We start from the raw sequence: 14,211 nt of genomic DNA on the forward strand, positions 1-14,211 counted from the left end.
CCCCGTAGCCGCGTGGGGAAACCCGGGCCGTGTCAGAGTGCGGCGACCGGGGCGACGGAGGTCGGAGACGTGGCTCCGGGTGGGCGTGTTCGCCGGTCGACTCCTTGCGTTGGAATCGAGGAGCGTGGGATCGGACGGGTGGGATACAGTGTCGAGCCTTGCCTGAGCAACACCTCATCATCGGGGGATTCATTCTCGTGTCACGTTGGAAGAGTTCCGCAGTCTTGGCCGTCTCCGCGCTCGCGGTGCTCGGGCTCGCCGGCTGCGGCTCGCAGGACAACCCGTCGTCGGATGCCAAGAAGGAGCCGGCGGCACTGGAATTGATGGCGACCGATGCTGCGGGCTCGCTGCAAAAGGTGGCCGACACCGTCGGCAAGGCCACCTCCGTCTCTTTCACCATGGAGGGCAAGTCCGAGGGCGAGCCGACCAAGGGCAAGGGCGTCGCGACCCTCGGCAGCGACCGCAGGGTGGAGATGACGATGGAGGACCCGAAGGAGGGTCCGACGACGGCTCGCATCATCGGCAGCGCCATGTACATCGCGGTTCCGCCAGCCGAGCAGGCGGAGTACGACGGCAAGAAGTGGCTCAAGATGGATGCCGCGATGGCCGGTGAGGCGGGCAGTGAGGCGATGTCCAGCCTGCTGGACCAACTCGACCCGGCCCAGACCTTGAAGCAGATGATCGCGGGTGCTGGTGGCACGGTCGTGGGTCAGGAGGCGATCGCCGGTGTGCAGACCGTGCACTACACCGCCGTGGTCCCGGTTGCCGCGTACCTGACCGCGGTGCCCGACGCGACGGTCCGTGCTGCCCTGGAGAAGGAGTTCACCAAGCTGGGTGTCAAGGAGGTCAAGGTTGACCTCTGGGCGGACGAGCAGTACCAGCTTCGTCGTGTCCGGTCCTTCACGAACGACGCCAACGACGTGACCATCGACTACACCGAGTACGGCAAGCCCGTCACCATCGACGTCCCGCCGGCGGCCGAGACCGCCGACTTCGCCGAGATTCTGAAGGGTTTGCAGGACAGCCTCGCGGGTCTGGAGGACCTTCAGGGCTGATCCACACCAACACGCGACACGTTCGGCCCCGGGCTCGCCCGGGGCCGTACGACGTTTTCGGGGCCCTCCGCTCCGTACGGGCGGGTCCGGGCCGGTCGAGCGGGGATCAGCGGAGCAGGCCCTGAGCGTACAGCCGGTCGAAGATGACCTGGTCCAGGGCGGACACTCGGTGCCGGTCGGCGTATCCGAGCCAGGTCACCTCGGCGATTTCGTTGCTGGCGGTGGGCTTGCCCTGGTAGTCGGCGGTGTGACAGGTCATCCGGACCGTCGCACCAGGCGATCTTGTCAATGACGGTCACGTTCCGGACCGTAGGCCGTGCTCCGGCGGCGGATGGTGAGCACCCCGGCGAGGTCGATGTCGTTGGACCGGTCGCCGAAGCCGGATTCCGAGATCAGTCGTGCCCCGAGCACCGCACTCCAGAAGGTGCGGGTCTCGACGTCGGCGGGTCGGTCGATCACCCAGTCGTGCAGTTCGAGGATCGCGGTGAGGTAGCGCTGCGCCCGGTGGAACAGGAGGGCCAGGTTCTGTTCGGCGACCGGCCGCAGTTCGGGCCGTTGCCGGGTGATGGACATCGCCTGGATCGCGATCGGGACGGCGGGCAGCGCCAGCGCCGTGCGCGCCATCGCCCTGCGGAACGCATCCGGCGTGCGCTGGCGGCGACCGACCGGCTCCAGGCGCTCGGCGTCGCGCAGCAGCAGCAGGAACGCGGCGTGTACGAACAACGCGTCCTTGGACCCGAAGTAGTAGGTGACCTGGTTCGGATGGGCTCGGGCGGCGGTGGCGATCCCGGCCACGCTCACGGATTCGAAGCCGTGTTCGCCGAAGAGCGTCGCGGCCTGTTCGAGCAGCAACGCCCGGGTACGCCGCCCCCGGTCCCGAGTCGGGGCGAAGGGACGGGGCTGCGGTTCGGCGGTGGACATCCTAAAGTTGTATTCGATACAACTTCGGGACGGCAAGCCCCCACACCACGTACGCCACGAGGAGGCCAGCATGAACGCCCAGGACGTTGTCGTCACCGGGCTCGGCGCGACCACACCGCTCGGCGGAGACGTCGACTCACTGTGGCAGGGACTGCTCGCCGGACGTTCCGGCGTACGCCGGATCGACGACCTGGTGGCCTCATTCGGGCACGCCGACGACCTGCCGACGAAGATCGCCGCCCCGATGGCCGTTGCTCCGGCCGAGGTGCTGCCCCGGGTCCAGGCTCGTCGGATGGACCGCTGCCAGCAGGCCGCGCTCGTCGCCGCCCAGCAGGCATGGGTCGACGCCGGCAGCCCCGAGGTCGACCCGATCCGACTCGCGGTGGTGATCGGCACCGGCGTCGGCGGCGTCAACACCCTGCTCGACCAGGACGACCTGCTGGAGGAGAAGGGACCGGCCCGGATCTCCCCGCTGACCGTGCCGATGCTGATGCCGAACGGACCCGCCGCCTGGGTCAGCCTGGAGTTCGGTGCCCGCGCCGGCGTCTACACCCCGGTCTCCGCCTGCGCCTCCGGTGCCGACGCGCTCGCCCTCGCCGCCAGGCTGATCCGCTCCGGGGAGGCCGATGTGGTCATCGCCGGTGGGGCGGAAGCCGCCATCGCGCCGTTGACCATCGCCGGCTTCGCCCAGGCCCGTACGCTCTCCAAGCGCAACGACGACCCGGAGCGCGCCTCCCGGCCGTTCGACGTCGACCGGGACGGTTTCGTGCTCGGTGAGGGTGCCGGGGTGATGGTCCTGGAACGGGCGGACTTTGCCGCCGCCCGGGGGGCCAGGGTGCTCGGCCGGCTCGCCGGCTACGGCCTCACCTCCGACGCCCACCACATCACCGGCCCGGACCCGACTGGTGCCGGCCAGATCCGGGCGATCCTCAACGCGGTCGCCGACGCGGGGCTCCAGCCGTCGGACGTGAAGCACGTCAACTGCCACGCCACCTCCACCGTCGTCGGCGACGTGGGTGAGGCCGCCGCCATCGCGCAGGCGCTCGGCGACGATGTGGTGCTCACCGCTCCCAAGTCGAGCCTGGGACACCTGGTCGGCGCGGCCGGTGCGGTGGAGGGCATCGTCACGCTGCTGTCGGTTGCCAACGGGGTCATCCCACCGACGCTGAACCTCGACCAGTTGGCTCCCGAGGTGAAGCTCGACGTGGTCACCGGCGCTCCGCGTGAGCAGCGGCTCGACGCCGCCGTCTGCAACTCCTTCGGCTTCGGCGGCCAGAACGTCTCCCTCGTCTTCACCGTCGCCTAGGATCCGGCTTCGCGTTCACCGCCGCCTAGGATCCGGCTTCGCGACGGTGGTGTTACCAGGCGGTCGCACCACCGTCGACCGGGTAGTTCGCACCGGTGATGTAGGCCGCCCGGTCGGAGGCGAGGAAGACCACCAGTTCGACGATCTCCTCGGGCTGGGCGAAGCGCTTGACGAGCGTCTTGCCGGTGATCGCGGCCCGGGCGGCCTGGTTGTCCCCGAGGTCGCGGTCGCTGGCGGGGGTCAGGATGGGGCCGGGACTCACCGCCACCACCCGGATTCCGTCGCGGGCGCCTTCGAGCGCGAGTTGCCGCGTCATGCCGATGATGCCGGCGTTCGCGGCGGCGTGCGCGACCATCGGGGGAACCTCACCAGCGATCATGCCGGCCATCGACGCGGCGTTGATGATGACGCCGCCACCCCGCCGGACCAGGTGCGGCCAGGCGAACTTCGACACGAAGAAAGGAATGTCGAGTTCGCCGGTGATGGTGGCCCGCCAGTCCTCGACGGAGAAATCGGGCATCGGGCCGAACCGGAGCGAGGCCGCGTTGTTGTAGACCACGTCGAGCCCGCCATAGGCCGCCACGGTGTTCTCGACGATCTTCCGCGCCTGTTCGGGATCGGTGAGGTCGATCGGCGCGATGCCCGTCATCTCCCCGCCGGCCCGGCGGACGAGTTCGACCGTCTCGTTGTTTGCCTCAATCTGGATGTCGGCTCCGACGACCTTGGCGCCTTCCCTCGCGAAGGCCAGTGACGCGACGCGCCCCAGCCCCCCTCCGGTGCCGGTGATGAGTACGACCTTCCCGTCCAGCGTTCCCATGGGACTCTCCTTGGTCTGCGGCCCGTCCGGCTGGCTTGGTGTGGCCGTCTGGTCGGCGCCTCGGGACCGTCACCTCGTGAGTGAGTGGCCCCATATGGTTGACACGTCAATCATATGAAGATGATTGACGTGTCAACCACCATTGTCGCTCGCTGTCGCGGTGACCTCGATGACAGGCCGGGAGGGACGTCCGGGCGGAAGGCTGGGCGGCTCTGCGGCGGGGGAAGGGTGCTGATCGATGTCGGGACGCAGGTCACAGCCATGGTCGAAATAAGTGGGGAGGCTTTCCCCGTTTGACTCTTCGGATAACCGGGGAAGGACTCCCCGGTTTCAGTGAGGAGCGTCGACGTGACTGATACTGCCGCGGCCGGTTCTGCCGTCCAGCAGCGGCTGCCTCGTCAACGGGCGGACGCTTCTCGTAACTACGAGCGGATCGTCGCCGCGGCAGCCCGGCTCTTCCTGGAGCGGGGCGCGGACGTGCCACTGGACGAAATCGCCCATCGGGCCGGGGTGGGTAACGCCACCCTGTACCGACACTTCGCCAACCGGAACGAACTGATTCGGGTCGTGGTGTTGAGCCTGATGTCCTGTCTGTCAGCTCAGGCGGAACAGATCGGGGCAACCGAGCCGGACGCGTTCGAAGCACTGCGGCAGTTCGCGCACGCCTCGGCCGACCTGCTCATCGGGGGGCTCTGTGCGGTCTTCTCCGACCAGTTGGACCTGACCGATCCGGAGCTGCGTGAGGCGCGGGAGCAGATGGAGGACGCTTTCGAGTTGATGCTGCGCCGGGCCCGTGAGTCCGGTCAGCTACGGCCCGACATCGGCCTCGGTGACCTGATCGTCCCAATCGTCCAGCTCACTCGGCCGCTGCCCGGTACGGCGCGGGCAACGGTCGAGCCGTACGCCCACCGGCACCTGGAAATCCTCCTCGACGGGTTGCGGGCACCCCAACGGTCCGTTCTTCCAGGGGGCCCGGCAACCCTGGCGGAACTCCGGCTTTCCGTCCATCGGCTCAACGACGAGCCGGTTACCACCACGCCGAACGGTAAACCCGTCCCCTGACCAGCGCGGCCGGGGGATCCGTCGCCACCACCACCGCTACACCTGGGCTGCCTGCGTCCACAGGCTGCCGTTTCCATCCATATTTGCGAAAAATGCGGGGACCTTCATGTCCACAGAAGTTGAAGCCAATCCGAGGCGCTGGACAGCGCTGATATTCATCTCGCTGGCCCAGTTGATGGTCGTACTGGATGCGACCGTGGTGAACATTGCCCTACCGGCCGCCCAGCACGACCTGGGGATCTCCGACGGCAACCGGCAGTGGGTGATCACCGCCTACACGCTCGCCTTCGGTGGGCTGCTGCTCTTCGGTGGCCGGATCGCCGACATCGCCGGCCGAAAGCGGATCTTCACCATCGGTCTGCTCGGCTTCGCCGCCGCGTCGGCCCTCGGCGGGATCGCGGTCAACACCGGCATGCTGCTCGGCGCCCGCGCCCTCCAGGGTGTCTTCGGCGCGTTGCTCGCCCCGGCGGCGCTGTCCCTGCTGGCGGTCACCTTCACCGAGGCCAAGGAGCGCGCGAAGGCGTTCGGCGTCTTCGGTGCGATCGCGGGTGGTGGCGGTGCCATCGGCCTGATCCTCGGTGGTGTACTCACCGAGTACCTGAACTGGCGCTGGGCGCTCTACGTCAACATCCCGTTCGCGCTGGTCGCCGCCGCTGGGGCGGTCCTCGTGATCAAGGATGTGCCGGGAGCCCGTAACCGCAACAAGCTCGACATCCCTGGCGTGGTGCTGGCCACCACCGGCCTGGTCGCCTTGGTCTACGCCTTCACCCGGGCCGAGACCGACGGCTGGACCGCCGCCTGGACCCTGGGCTCGTTCGTCGCATCGGCCGTGCTGCTGGCCACGTTCGTCCTGGTCGAGTCGAAGGTCGCCCACCCGTTGCTGCCGCTGCGGGTGCTGACCGAGCGCAACCGGGCCGGCGTCTACTCGGCGCTGGGTATCGCGATCATCGGCATGTTCGGTCTCTTCCTCTTCCTCACCTACTACCTCCAGGTGGTCAAGGGGTGGTCACCGGTCGTCACCGGCCTGGCGTTCCTGCCGATGATCGTCGGCATGATTACCGGCTCGACCCAGATCGGTGCCCGGCTGATGAACCGGGTCGCACCCCGGCTGCTGATGGGACCGGGCTTCCTGGTCGCCGCACTCGGCATGCTGATCCTGACCCAGCTCAAGGTGGACAGCTCCTACGCGGGCCTGATCCTGCCCGGCATGATCCTGCTCGGCCTCGGCATGGGTACGGCGTTCATGCCGGCGATGGCTCTGGGCACCTACGGTGTCGAGCCGCGTGACGCGGGTGTCGCCTCGGCGATGATCAACACCTCGCAGCAGGTGGGTGGTTCGATCGGTACGGCACTGCTGAACACGGTCGCGGCGAGCGCCACCACGGCGTACCTGCTCGACCACGGTGGCAACCCGAGCCTGGTCAATGAGGCCGCAGTACACGGTTACGCGACCGCGATCTGGTGGGCGGTCGGCGTGCTCGTGGCGGCTGCGGCGCTCACGTTCACCCTGGTCACGGCCGGCCGTCAGGACGGTGGCGCGGTGGCGAGCGGGTCGGGCGCGTCCGACGACGAGAACGCCGGAGATGTTCCCGTACCGGTGATGATGCACTGATCGCCGGGGCGCCGACCGGCGTCCACCCGGCGGTGTCCGATTCCCCGGGGAACCGGATGTCACAACTGGCGGCCCCGCTCGACAGGCGGGGCCGCCAGTCCATATGCCGCCACTGCGCCCGGCCCACTGTGGTGCCGGCCGTGTGGGTCGTACCCTGGATTACTGCTGCACGGACGCCCCACTCTCGTCCGGTCAGCTACGACGGGCACCCTGCCGCAGCCACCCCTGGCCGCCGCTTCGGTCGCCGAAGACGCAGTGAATGGCGCCATCCCGAAAGGTGCGACAGGTGTGTGAGCAGAGTCCGGTCGGTGCGACACGAGGGCTCCGTCCGCCCGCACGATCCGGTCCCGGTCCCGGTCACGGCCCGGGCAGCGGCCTCGTGAGATGTGCCCTGCCCGTGCGACACCCGACCGTGGTCGGTGGCAGCTCCATCCCGCAACCGCGCGAATCGTCCGAGACGACTGCGGTGACGCATCGCCAGCGGTGGGCGGTGGAGACACTGGCCGTCGCCCCCGACGACCACCTGCTGGAGATCGGATGCGGTCGGGGAGTGGCCGTCTCGCTGGTCGCCGAACGACTCACCACCGGCAGGATCGTGGCGATCGACCGCGCGGCGACCATGGCGCGGCTCGCCGCCGAACGCAACGCCAGCCACATCCGTTCCGGCCGGGTCGAGATCCGGCATGCCGGATTCGACTCCACCGACCTTCCGGCCCATCACTTCACCACGATATTCGCGGTCAACGTCAGCCTGTTCTGGATGGGAGCGGCGACGCAGCAGATCGAGCGGGTGCGGAGCCTGCTCGCTCCGGGGGGCAGGCTCTGCGTCTTCGGCGAGCGGCCCATCTCCGCGAACGCCACCGCGAACGTCACGTCGACCGAACGGCTGCTCCAGGCGCACGGTTTCAGCACCACACGATCAATTACGACGTACGGGCAGGACCGTCTGCTCACCTGCGTCACCGGTACGCCCCTCTGACGGTCTTTACGAGGCCGCTTACGCCTCGCGACGCTCGGGTGGCATCCAGCACATGATGCGGTCGAAGATGGCGCGTACGTCCGGCGGTGGTCCGAGGGCGGAGTCGTAGACGTGCAGGTCGGAGATGGCGTCGACGAACTGGGTGCCGAGGTAGAGCATCAGTGCGATGCGTTGGTGGCGGAAGCTGACGGTGAGGTCGAGTCGGGCGTCCGCGCACGGCCAGGGCTGGGCGCAGACCCGGCAGCACCAGACCGGCCGTAGCGGCAGGTGGAGTTGCCGACCCGCGACGGGCTTCGGGTCGATCACCAGGTTGGCCCTTTCGGTGCGGGGCGTTCGATGTCGAGCAGGACGCGGCGGCGGATGACGTATTCGGCTTCGGGGCGTTCGGGTTTGCCCATGGGTTTTTCGATGCCGCGTACGGGGATCCATTCCCGGTTGTCGTCCCGGGTGTGGGTCGGGACTTGGGTGACCCGTAGGTGGAGGTCTCCGACGCCGGGGCGGCGGTTGGCTCCGGTGCCCCGGTAGTAGTCCTCGCCTTCGGCGTTGACGATGTCACCGACCTTGACCAGGGGTTCATCGGACATGGTGACGACCCTTGTTCCGGGGCACGCGGTAGCCCATGGCCTGCCCGTGGGTGAGCAGCGGCAGCGGGCGCAGGTTCGCCGTACGCTCGTCGGCCCATTCGGGGCGGGCCGGTGGGTGCGACGGCTCGGGCGGGGTCGGGGGAGTGGGCCCGGGGACCCATGGCCACCCGGACCACCATCGCCGGAACGTGAACACCGCGCCACCTCCTTGGGGTTGGAGGGGCGCCCCGCGCCCGTTGCTTGGGGCGCCCCACAGCGCGACCGCCGGGCTCGAACCTCCACCAGCCACGCCGCTCACGAAAACCCTCCCCCCGAGTGGTGGGACAAACACACTGCGTTGCAGTAGGTTTCGTCTATGTTCAGTACGTCCAAAGGGGAGACGGAGTGAACCACGCCCTTCAAATTGCGATGATCGAGTCGGGTCAGACCGCCGAATCGCTAGCCGCTCAAGTAGGTGTAGACCCCAAGACGGCCGCCCGATGGGTAAGCCGTGGACGGGTTCCGCAGACCCGACACCGGGCACAGGTCGCGGCATTGGTCGGAAAGGACATAGAGGACCTTTGGCCGGACGTAGCGCGGCGCCGCTATCCGACGTGGTTGCGGGAGTGGATCGAACACGAGCGCGACGCTCGGCTGCTGCGCTGGTTCGAGCCGGCCCTCGTGCCTGGCGTGCTGCAAACCGAGGCGTACGCGCGGGCCGTCCTTTCGTTCGGCGGTCTGATGAACGAGGGCGAGGTCGAGGAGCGCGCGACCTCCCGGATCGAGCGGCAGGTGATCCTCGCCGGATCGAGGCCCCCGCAGGTCTTCGCCATCCTTGACGAGGCGATTCTTCGGCGGCGTGTCGGCAGCCGGGAGATCATGGCCGAGCAGTGTGCGCACCTCATCCGGCTCGCCGAGCGACCCCATGTGCATATTCAGGTGGTGCCGGCCGATGCCGGAGGTCATGCTGGGCTCGCCGGTGGCTTCATCTTGGCGAAGGGGCCGCTCGGTGGTGGTGCCGCCCACCTGGACGATCCGCTGCAAGCGCGCGTCGTCACCCAGCAAGCGGACATTGATAGGCTGGAAGCGGTGTGGGAATCCATCCGGGCGGTAGCCCTGCCCACTGCGCTCACCCTCGACCTGCTCAAGGAAGTAGCACCGACATGGCAGACCTGACCGGCGCCATCTGGCGGAAGTCGACCCGCAGTAGCAACGGCGGGTCCACCTGCGTCGAGGTGGCGAAGAACCTTCCTGGCGTCGTCGGCGTCCGCGACAGCAAGGACGTGACCGGGCCGGTGCTCACCTTCGGCCCCGACGCGTGGCGGGCCTTCGTCAGCCTCGCCACACGGTCCTAGCAGCCCTCGCACACACGTCCCCGTGCCAACCCGGTACGGGGACGTTGCGCTGCCCCGGTGCACTCTTCTGTCGATGAGCGGATGTTGGCTGACAGCAGCGGTGATCAAAGATGTGAGGCATGAGCCACCAGCATCACACCTTTCACAATCCTCCGTCGGCTACGCCAGCCGATGTGCGGACTGCTCTCGATCGCGAAGACATCAGCGCTGCCCTGAATGCCATGGTGGGATGCGCGCTATACGGCGACGGCGGTTGGAAAGAGTCGCAGGATCTCTACCTGGCTCTACTGGATCACCATGACCACCAGGTGCAGGCACTCGCCGCCACCTGCCTTGGACACCTGGCAAGGGTCTACCGTCGACTCGACGAGGGACGCGTCGTCGCAGCCTTGCGTGAACGGCGTGTCCGCCCTCATGTCAGAGCTACCGCCACCAACGCGTTGGAGGACATCGAGCTCTTCTTGCACCCTCAGCGTGCGCGCTGGCGTGGACGCCTGTGGCGACTCGCCCGCCCAAGGACTTGGTTCTGACGCCGCCGACCAGACCGTCAGCAGACACGAGCGGCGGCTGGGCACGCGTTCCGCTGCCGCCGCGCTCCAACCGGTCCTACCAGTGAGGTCTGCCTGCGATCGGCCTCACCGATCCGCCGTAAAGATGCACGCGGTTGTCGACATCATGGTCCGGCTCGCGATGTATGAACCCGTCGGGCTCTACCGGGCCGCTACCGACCTGCACTACCCAATCCTCGTAGAACCAGCTGGGGTTGCAGGCGCACTGAGTGAACGTGAACCGGAAGTTCGCCCGGTAGCGGCCCACCTGCCCCCGCGAGAGTGTGAACAGGCGGGCCGTGCCACGGTCGCGTGGATATGCCGCACGGCCGGGTAGCCGATCAACAATCGCCGTGGAACCCTTGATGGTGAGCCACAAGCCCACGTCGCGGGCTCGCTCTACGCCCCCACTGAGCACCTCGTCGTGGCGCACGTAGCCGGCCGCCTCGTCATAAAGCACCTCGTGGACGGCCACGTCGCACATCGGTAGTGAGACAGGAAGTGGCACCGGCCGGTTCAGGCCACGGCGGAGGTTGGCGTGCTGAGCGCCGCGTGCCGCTGCGCTCCACCGCACCCGCACCCGCTGGACTGTGATCACCCCGCAACCATGACTCACAAACTGCCAGCTTCGCCAGCTGTTATCCGCACATGCCGCCGACTGGGCGCGCAGGCAGACGGCAGCCGTCACGCTCGGTGTCCGGCCTCCCGTGGTGCCGGCATCCTGAACTGTCGATGAGCGGATGCGCGCGGTGTCTGGCACCATGGTCCCGTGCGGCGATATCCCAGTGGTCCACCGACCTCAGTGCTGGCGGACGCCGACGTGGTGCTGGTAGGCCTGTTCACGGCCAAGGACAAGGAGTTCGACGCAAAGCTCGATCTCCTGGCGGCATCAGTGGAGGCACATGGTGGGCGAGTGGTGGGCCGGCACGTCCAGCGCCGCGGTGTCTCGCACGGCGGTGCGGCAAAGATGACTGCCCCGCTCTCACGGCGAACACTGCTTAGCCCCGGCAAAGCCCGCGAAATCGCGCAGGCGTCCCGGGCTGCGGGGGTCGACGTTGCGGTGTTCGTAAACCCGCTCACGGAACACCAACGAACCGTCCTCGGCGACATGTTCGGATGCCTAGTGATCAACGGCGAGGACCTCTTCCTCACCGGTCAATGGGCGGCCACGGCTGGCACCGATGGACCACGTTCTGGTGCAGCGCGATCAGCATCCGCTTCTGCCGTCGACCGTGCGCTCCAGCCCTGGCCAGAGTCGTCAGGCTCGTAGCTGGCCCTCCGTGCCGATCGGCTTTCGGATCGCTGACATCGAGAGTGCGTCCCGGTGGATCGAACGATCGTCAGTGCTGTTCTGCAAGGTGGTCGCCGTTGCTGAACCTCCACGTCGGGTATCTCTCGGACATGTAGCGGCGGTGGCCGTCCCAGTCAGCCGGCCCGAGCAACCGCACCGGCGACAGTCGCAGCCGCTCCTCCGGATCCTGCTCGTAGCCCCAGGCGAACCCGACCAGTGGAACGACGAGCCGCCGGTCAAGGTCCCAGGGACCGATAGTCAGGAAGCTGTGTGCCTCCCATCGCACCGCATCCGAGCGCCAACGGGAAGGAGCGTCGAAGAGCACCGGCCGTATTCCGTACCAGGCGAAGGGTGCGCTGGAGTCGGCGAACAGGTCGAACGGGTCGATCCCGAATCGGTCCGTCGCGCTGGGCTCGCGGACCAACTGCACCCAGCCCAGCAGCGACCGGTAACCCTGGGCACTGAATTCGACAGATGCGGTACACACCGGCATGCCCAACTCCCGCTCGGTCTTACCGACGGCCACCGGGTCGGCATTCGGCGAGACCTCCACCAACACTCTCCCACGCTCGTTACCGAAGCCAAACCGAATCTCCACGGAGCCATCCTCGCATCTTGTCCGGGTACTTAACTGCCGCCGACCGTCTGAGCGGATAGAGGACCTCCGACCTGGCCACCTTCGACGATCTGTGCCACGTGTGTCGGTGACCAGACCCCCGCAAGCCAGTCGATCATCGTAAGGTCTGATTCTCGCTCCCTGCTCCCGATCTAGGCTGATCCCGTGATCATGAGCGAGTTCTGGTCCCTCATCGAAGCATCGCGTGGCGGCGCACGACGCCCACGCGACAGTCAACCTTGCGGTTCCGTCCAATGACGACACGTGGGGACTGCGATCGGGGGAGTTTCAGAGACCCGCGCGCCTGTCGCTGCGTACCGCAGCGCTCGCCACCTCCCACGCCCTCTCCGACACCGCCGGTGTATCGCTGTCCCTCGGCAACGAGGCTTTCACCGTCACCCGGCCCGGCCCGTCCCACTGACACCTGCCGGCGGCAACGCCTGTCGGTTCGCTCGCCTCAGTGGCTGGTCACGCCCACCCCGACGACGGGGACGGACGCGACCACGGCGCACGAGAAGCACAGGCCGGCGAGTCGGACGTCCCGGTCCTGCGAGGTACGGCAGGCCAACTCGCCTGCCCCGACCCCACGGCAACGGTGGTGTGCACGACGAGGGCGGAGCAGTCGGTTGCCGTCTCCGGCGCGTCGATCGAAGGCGAGACGTCCGGCCAGATCTGCGCTAGCGGTCGGCGGTCGGTGCGGCAATAATTCGGGGGCCGGAGGGGGCTGATCGATGAACGACACGGGCGAGAGCACATTCGAGGCTGAACTCGTCGAGCAGGATGCCGCGCGTGACATTGCGAAGGCGGTCGGCGCTCGCCATTCGATCGCTCGTAAGTACGTCATGCGAGTCCGCCGCCGGAATCCCGACGCGACACCGGCCGAGGTGATCCGACTGATCGAGCGGCAGTACGTCACCGCCATCAGCGCCGCAGGTGCCGTTATCGCCGCCGGCGCGATAGTGGTCGATGTCGGGATCGCGCTGATTCCCGGCGTCGGTGCCGCTGCGGCCGGTGCCAAGAGCGCGGGGCAGCAGGCGGCGAAGAAGGCCGGTAAGGAGGCTGCGAAGGTCGTCGCCAAGGAAGCCGCGAAGGCGGCTGCCAAGAACGTCGCGCTCGGCGCCGCGACGACGGGAGCTCGTCGGGTCGCGGCGCTACTCCCTGCGGGTGACGAGCAGCTCCAGTTCGAGATCACGGCGCTCTTCGGGCTCGCCATCGCCGACATCCACAGCATGGACCTCGACAAGGAGCAAGCTCACGCCCTGGTCTACGGACTGTCGAACGAGCGCGTCAACCAGCAGCAGATCGCGGCGATGGCAAGTGACCTCGCGAGTGTGTCGACGGGGGGTGCCGTTGGCGTCGGGCACGCGATTGCTGCCGGTCGGAGCGATTGGTCGCACTGGGCGAACACACTTGCGGACATGCTCCCTGGTGGCGCGGCGCAGAGCCTTGTTCGCACCATTCAGACGGGCCAACTGGACACCGTGCGCCTGAACTTGAATGGAAAGCAGCAGGCGGCGATCGAATACGGAGTCGGCGCCCTGGCAGGAGGGGTCACGCGCTTCCTGTTCGGTCGGGAGGTGGTTGACGCTGCCCGGGTCGCATTCGCTGATGCTCCGGATGAGTTCCCGGCACATTTGGCCATTCCGGTGAAGGTGAAGCCCGAGGACGATGACGTTGAGGCTGAACCGAACCGAGCGCTCGCGGCCCTGGAAGACGCAGCGAAGGCGACGGGGTACTGGATCTCCGACACCGCCAATGCGGCGGGCGCCGGCGTGACGGCTGCGGCGGGCGCCGTGACGCGTCCGTTCAGAAGCGTCGACCTGGACGGCGACGGCATCCCGGATGCGCCGCAGGCGCTGACCGCGGTGAAGGGTGTGGGCGGAGCGATCGCCGGTGCGGCCGGCGCGGTCGGGGGTGCAGCCGCATCGCTGTTCAAGACCAGGAAGCTGGGACGCCATGCTCCTGGTGCCGACCAACCTCGGAGCGAGGACACGTCGGCCGGTGCCGAAGAGTAGGCGGCATCGACGCTGTGCCGTCCGGCATGCTGAAGGCCAGCGAATGGCTCTGGCCGGCTTCGATGCCGCTC

At 68.0% G+C, this 14,211-nt stretch carries 16 protein-coding genes; 8 read left to right on the forward strand and 8 right to left on the reverse strand.

Annotated elements, in window-relative coordinates; all coding sequences use genetic code 11:
- The first annotated feature begins 158 nt into the window (after nucleotides 1-158).
- Entirely contained in the window at nucleotides 159-1,055 is an 897-nt protein-coding gene (locus ACIBF5_RS11675) for a hypothetical protein (RefSeq protein WP_396810615.1), read from the forward strand.
- Between the two features lie 106 nt (nucleotides 1,056-1,161).
- Here ACIBF5_RS11675 and ACIBF5_RS11680 read toward each other — a convergent pair whose 3' ends face one another.
- Both ACIBF5_RS11680 and ACIBF5_RS11685 read right to left on the reverse strand, forming a co-directional pair.
- Nucleotides 1,162-1,314 (reverse strand): hypothetical protein, encoded by a 153-nt coding sequence (locus tag ACIBF5_RS11680; protein ID WP_396810617.1) that lies wholly within the window; start codon nucleotides 1,312-1,314, stop codon nucleotides 1,162-1,164.
- Between the two features lie 26 nt (nucleotides 1,315-1,340).
- Nucleotides 1,341-1,976 carry a TetR/AcrR family transcriptional regulator C-terminal domain-containing protein gene (locus ACIBF5_RS11685; protein ID WP_396810619.1) on the reverse strand — a complete coding sequence of 212 codons (636 nt, stop codon included), beginning with the start codon at nucleotides 1,974-1,976 and terminating at the stop codon, nucleotides 1,341-1,343.
- A gap of 70 nt (nucleotides 1,977-2,046) precedes the next feature.
- Here ACIBF5_RS11685 and ACIBF5_RS11690 point away from each other — a divergent pair, with 70 nt between their 5' ends.
- Complete coding sequence (locus ACIBF5_RS11690) at nucleotides 2,047-3,282, forward strand: beta-ketoacyl-[acyl-carrier-protein] synthase family protein (RefSeq protein ID WP_396810621.1); 1,236 nt, start codon at nucleotides 2,047-2,049, stop codon at nucleotides 3,280-3,282.
- A gap of 52 nt (nucleotides 3,283-3,334) precedes the next feature.
- Here the strand turns inward: ACIBF5_RS11690 and ACIBF5_RS11695 are convergent, their stop codons facing one another.
- Nucleotides 3,335-4,099, reverse strand: coding sequence for an SDR family NAD(P)-dependent oxidoreductase (locus ACIBF5_RS11695; protein ID WP_396810623.1), 765 nt, complete (start codon nucleotides 4,097-4,099; stop codon nucleotides 3,335-3,337).
- A 348-nt stretch (nucleotides 4,100-4,447) separates the two neighbouring features.
- Here ACIBF5_RS11695 and ACIBF5_RS11700 point away from each other — a divergent pair, with 348 nt between their 5' ends.
- The 3 genes from ACIBF5_RS11700 (at nucleotide 4,448) to ACIBF5_RS11710 (ending at nucleotide 7,752) form a co-directional block, all read left to right on the forward strand.
- The gene (locus ACIBF5_RS11700; protein ID WP_396810625.1) at nucleotides 4,448-5,161 is read left to right on the forward strand and encodes a TetR/AcrR family transcriptional regulator; all 714 of its coding nucleotides are present in this window, start codon (nucleotides 4,448-4,450) and stop codon (nucleotides 5,159-5,161) included.
- Nucleotides 5,162-5,267: 106 nt separating this feature from the next.
- On the forward strand, nucleotides 5,268-6,773 hold the full coding sequence (locus ACIBF5_RS11705) for an MFS transporter (protein ID WP_396810627.1): 1,506 nt from the start codon (nucleotides 5,268-5,270) through the stop codon (nucleotides 6,771-6,773).
- A gap of 397 nt (nucleotides 6,774-7,170) precedes the next feature.
- A complete protein-coding gene (locus tag ACIBF5_RS11710; RefSeq protein ID WP_396810630.1) occupies nucleotides 7,171-7,752 on the forward strand; it encodes a class I SAM-dependent methyltransferase in 582 nt (193 codons plus the stop codon).
- A gap of 18 nt (nucleotides 7,753-7,770) precedes the next feature.
- Here the strand turns inward: ACIBF5_RS11710 and ACIBF5_RS11715 are convergent, their stop codons facing one another.
- Genes ACIBF5_RS11715 through ACIBF5_RS11725 form a run of 3 tightly spaced genes read right to left on the reverse strand, consistent with a single transcriptional unit; the run spans nucleotide 7,771 to nucleotide 8,532 of the window.
- Nucleotides 7,771-8,058: a hypothetical protein gene (locus ACIBF5_RS11715; RefSeq protein ID WP_396810633.1), complete on the reverse strand. Its 288-nt coding sequence runs from the start codon at nucleotides 8,056-8,058 to the stop codon at nucleotides 7,771-7,773.
- Nucleotides 8,055-8,336, reverse strand: a complete 282-nt coding sequence (locus ACIBF5_RS11720) for a hypothetical protein (RefSeq protein ID WP_396810634.1) — start codon at nucleotides 8,334-8,336, stop codon at nucleotides 8,055-8,057. Before ACIBF5_RS11720 ends, ACIBF5_RS11715 begins: the two co-directional genes overlap by 4 nt.
- Nucleotides 8,326-8,532, reverse strand: coding sequence for a hypothetical protein (locus ACIBF5_RS11725; protein ID WP_396810636.1), 207 nt, complete (start codon nucleotides 8,530-8,532; stop codon nucleotides 8,326-8,328). The genes ACIBF5_RS11720 and ACIBF5_RS11725 overlap by 11 nt, the downstream gene beginning before the upstream one ends.
- Nucleotides 8,533-8,720: 188 nt before the next feature.
- Between ACIBF5_RS11725 and ACIBF5_RS11730 the strand changes: the two genes are divergently transcribed.
- The gene (locus tag ACIBF5_RS11730; RefSeq protein ID WP_396810638.1) at nucleotides 8,721-9,491 is read left to right on the forward strand and encodes a Scr1 family TA system antitoxin-like transcriptional regulator; all 771 of its coding nucleotides are present in this window, start codon (nucleotides 8,721-8,723) and stop codon (nucleotides 9,489-9,491) included.
- On the forward strand, nucleotides 9,479-9,670 hold the full coding sequence (locus tag ACIBF5_RS11735; protein ID WP_396810640.1) for a DUF397 domain-containing protein: 192 nt from the start codon (nucleotides 9,479-9,481) through the stop codon (nucleotides 9,668-9,670). The genes ACIBF5_RS11730 and ACIBF5_RS11735 overlap by 13 nt, the downstream gene beginning before the upstream one ends.
- A gap of 606 nt (nucleotides 9,671-10,276) precedes the next feature.
- Here ACIBF5_RS11735 and ACIBF5_RS11740 read toward each other — a convergent pair.
- On the reverse strand, nucleotides 10,277-10,702 hold the full coding sequence (locus ACIBF5_RS11740; RefSeq protein ID WP_396810849.1) for a hypothetical protein: 426 nt from the start codon (nucleotides 10,700-10,702) through the stop codon (nucleotides 10,277-10,279).
- An 856-nt stretch (nucleotides 10,703-11,558) separates the two neighbouring features.
- A complete protein-coding gene (locus ACIBF5_RS11745) occupies nucleotides 11,559-12,107 on the reverse strand; it encodes a hypothetical protein (RefSeq protein ID WP_396810642.1) in 549 nt (182 codons plus the stop codon).
- Nucleotides 12,108-12,856: 749 nt separating this feature from the next.
- On the opposite strand from ACIBF5_RS11745, the gene ACIBF5_RS11750 reads away from it, so the two are divergent.
- Nucleotides 12,857-14,140 carry a hypothetical protein gene (locus tag ACIBF5_RS11750; RefSeq protein WP_396810644.1) on the forward strand — a complete coding sequence of 428 codons (1,284 nt, stop codon included), beginning with the start codon at nucleotides 12,857-12,859 and terminating at the stop codon, nucleotides 14,138-14,140.
- The last annotated feature ends 71 nt before the right edge of the window (nucleotides 14,141-14,211 follow it).

Origin of the sequence: Micromonospora sp. NPDC050417, assembly GCF_044458865.1 — a bacterium.
Classification (GTDB): domain Bacteria; phylum Actinomycetota; class Actinomycetes; order Mycobacteriales; family Micromonosporaceae; genus Micromonospora_G.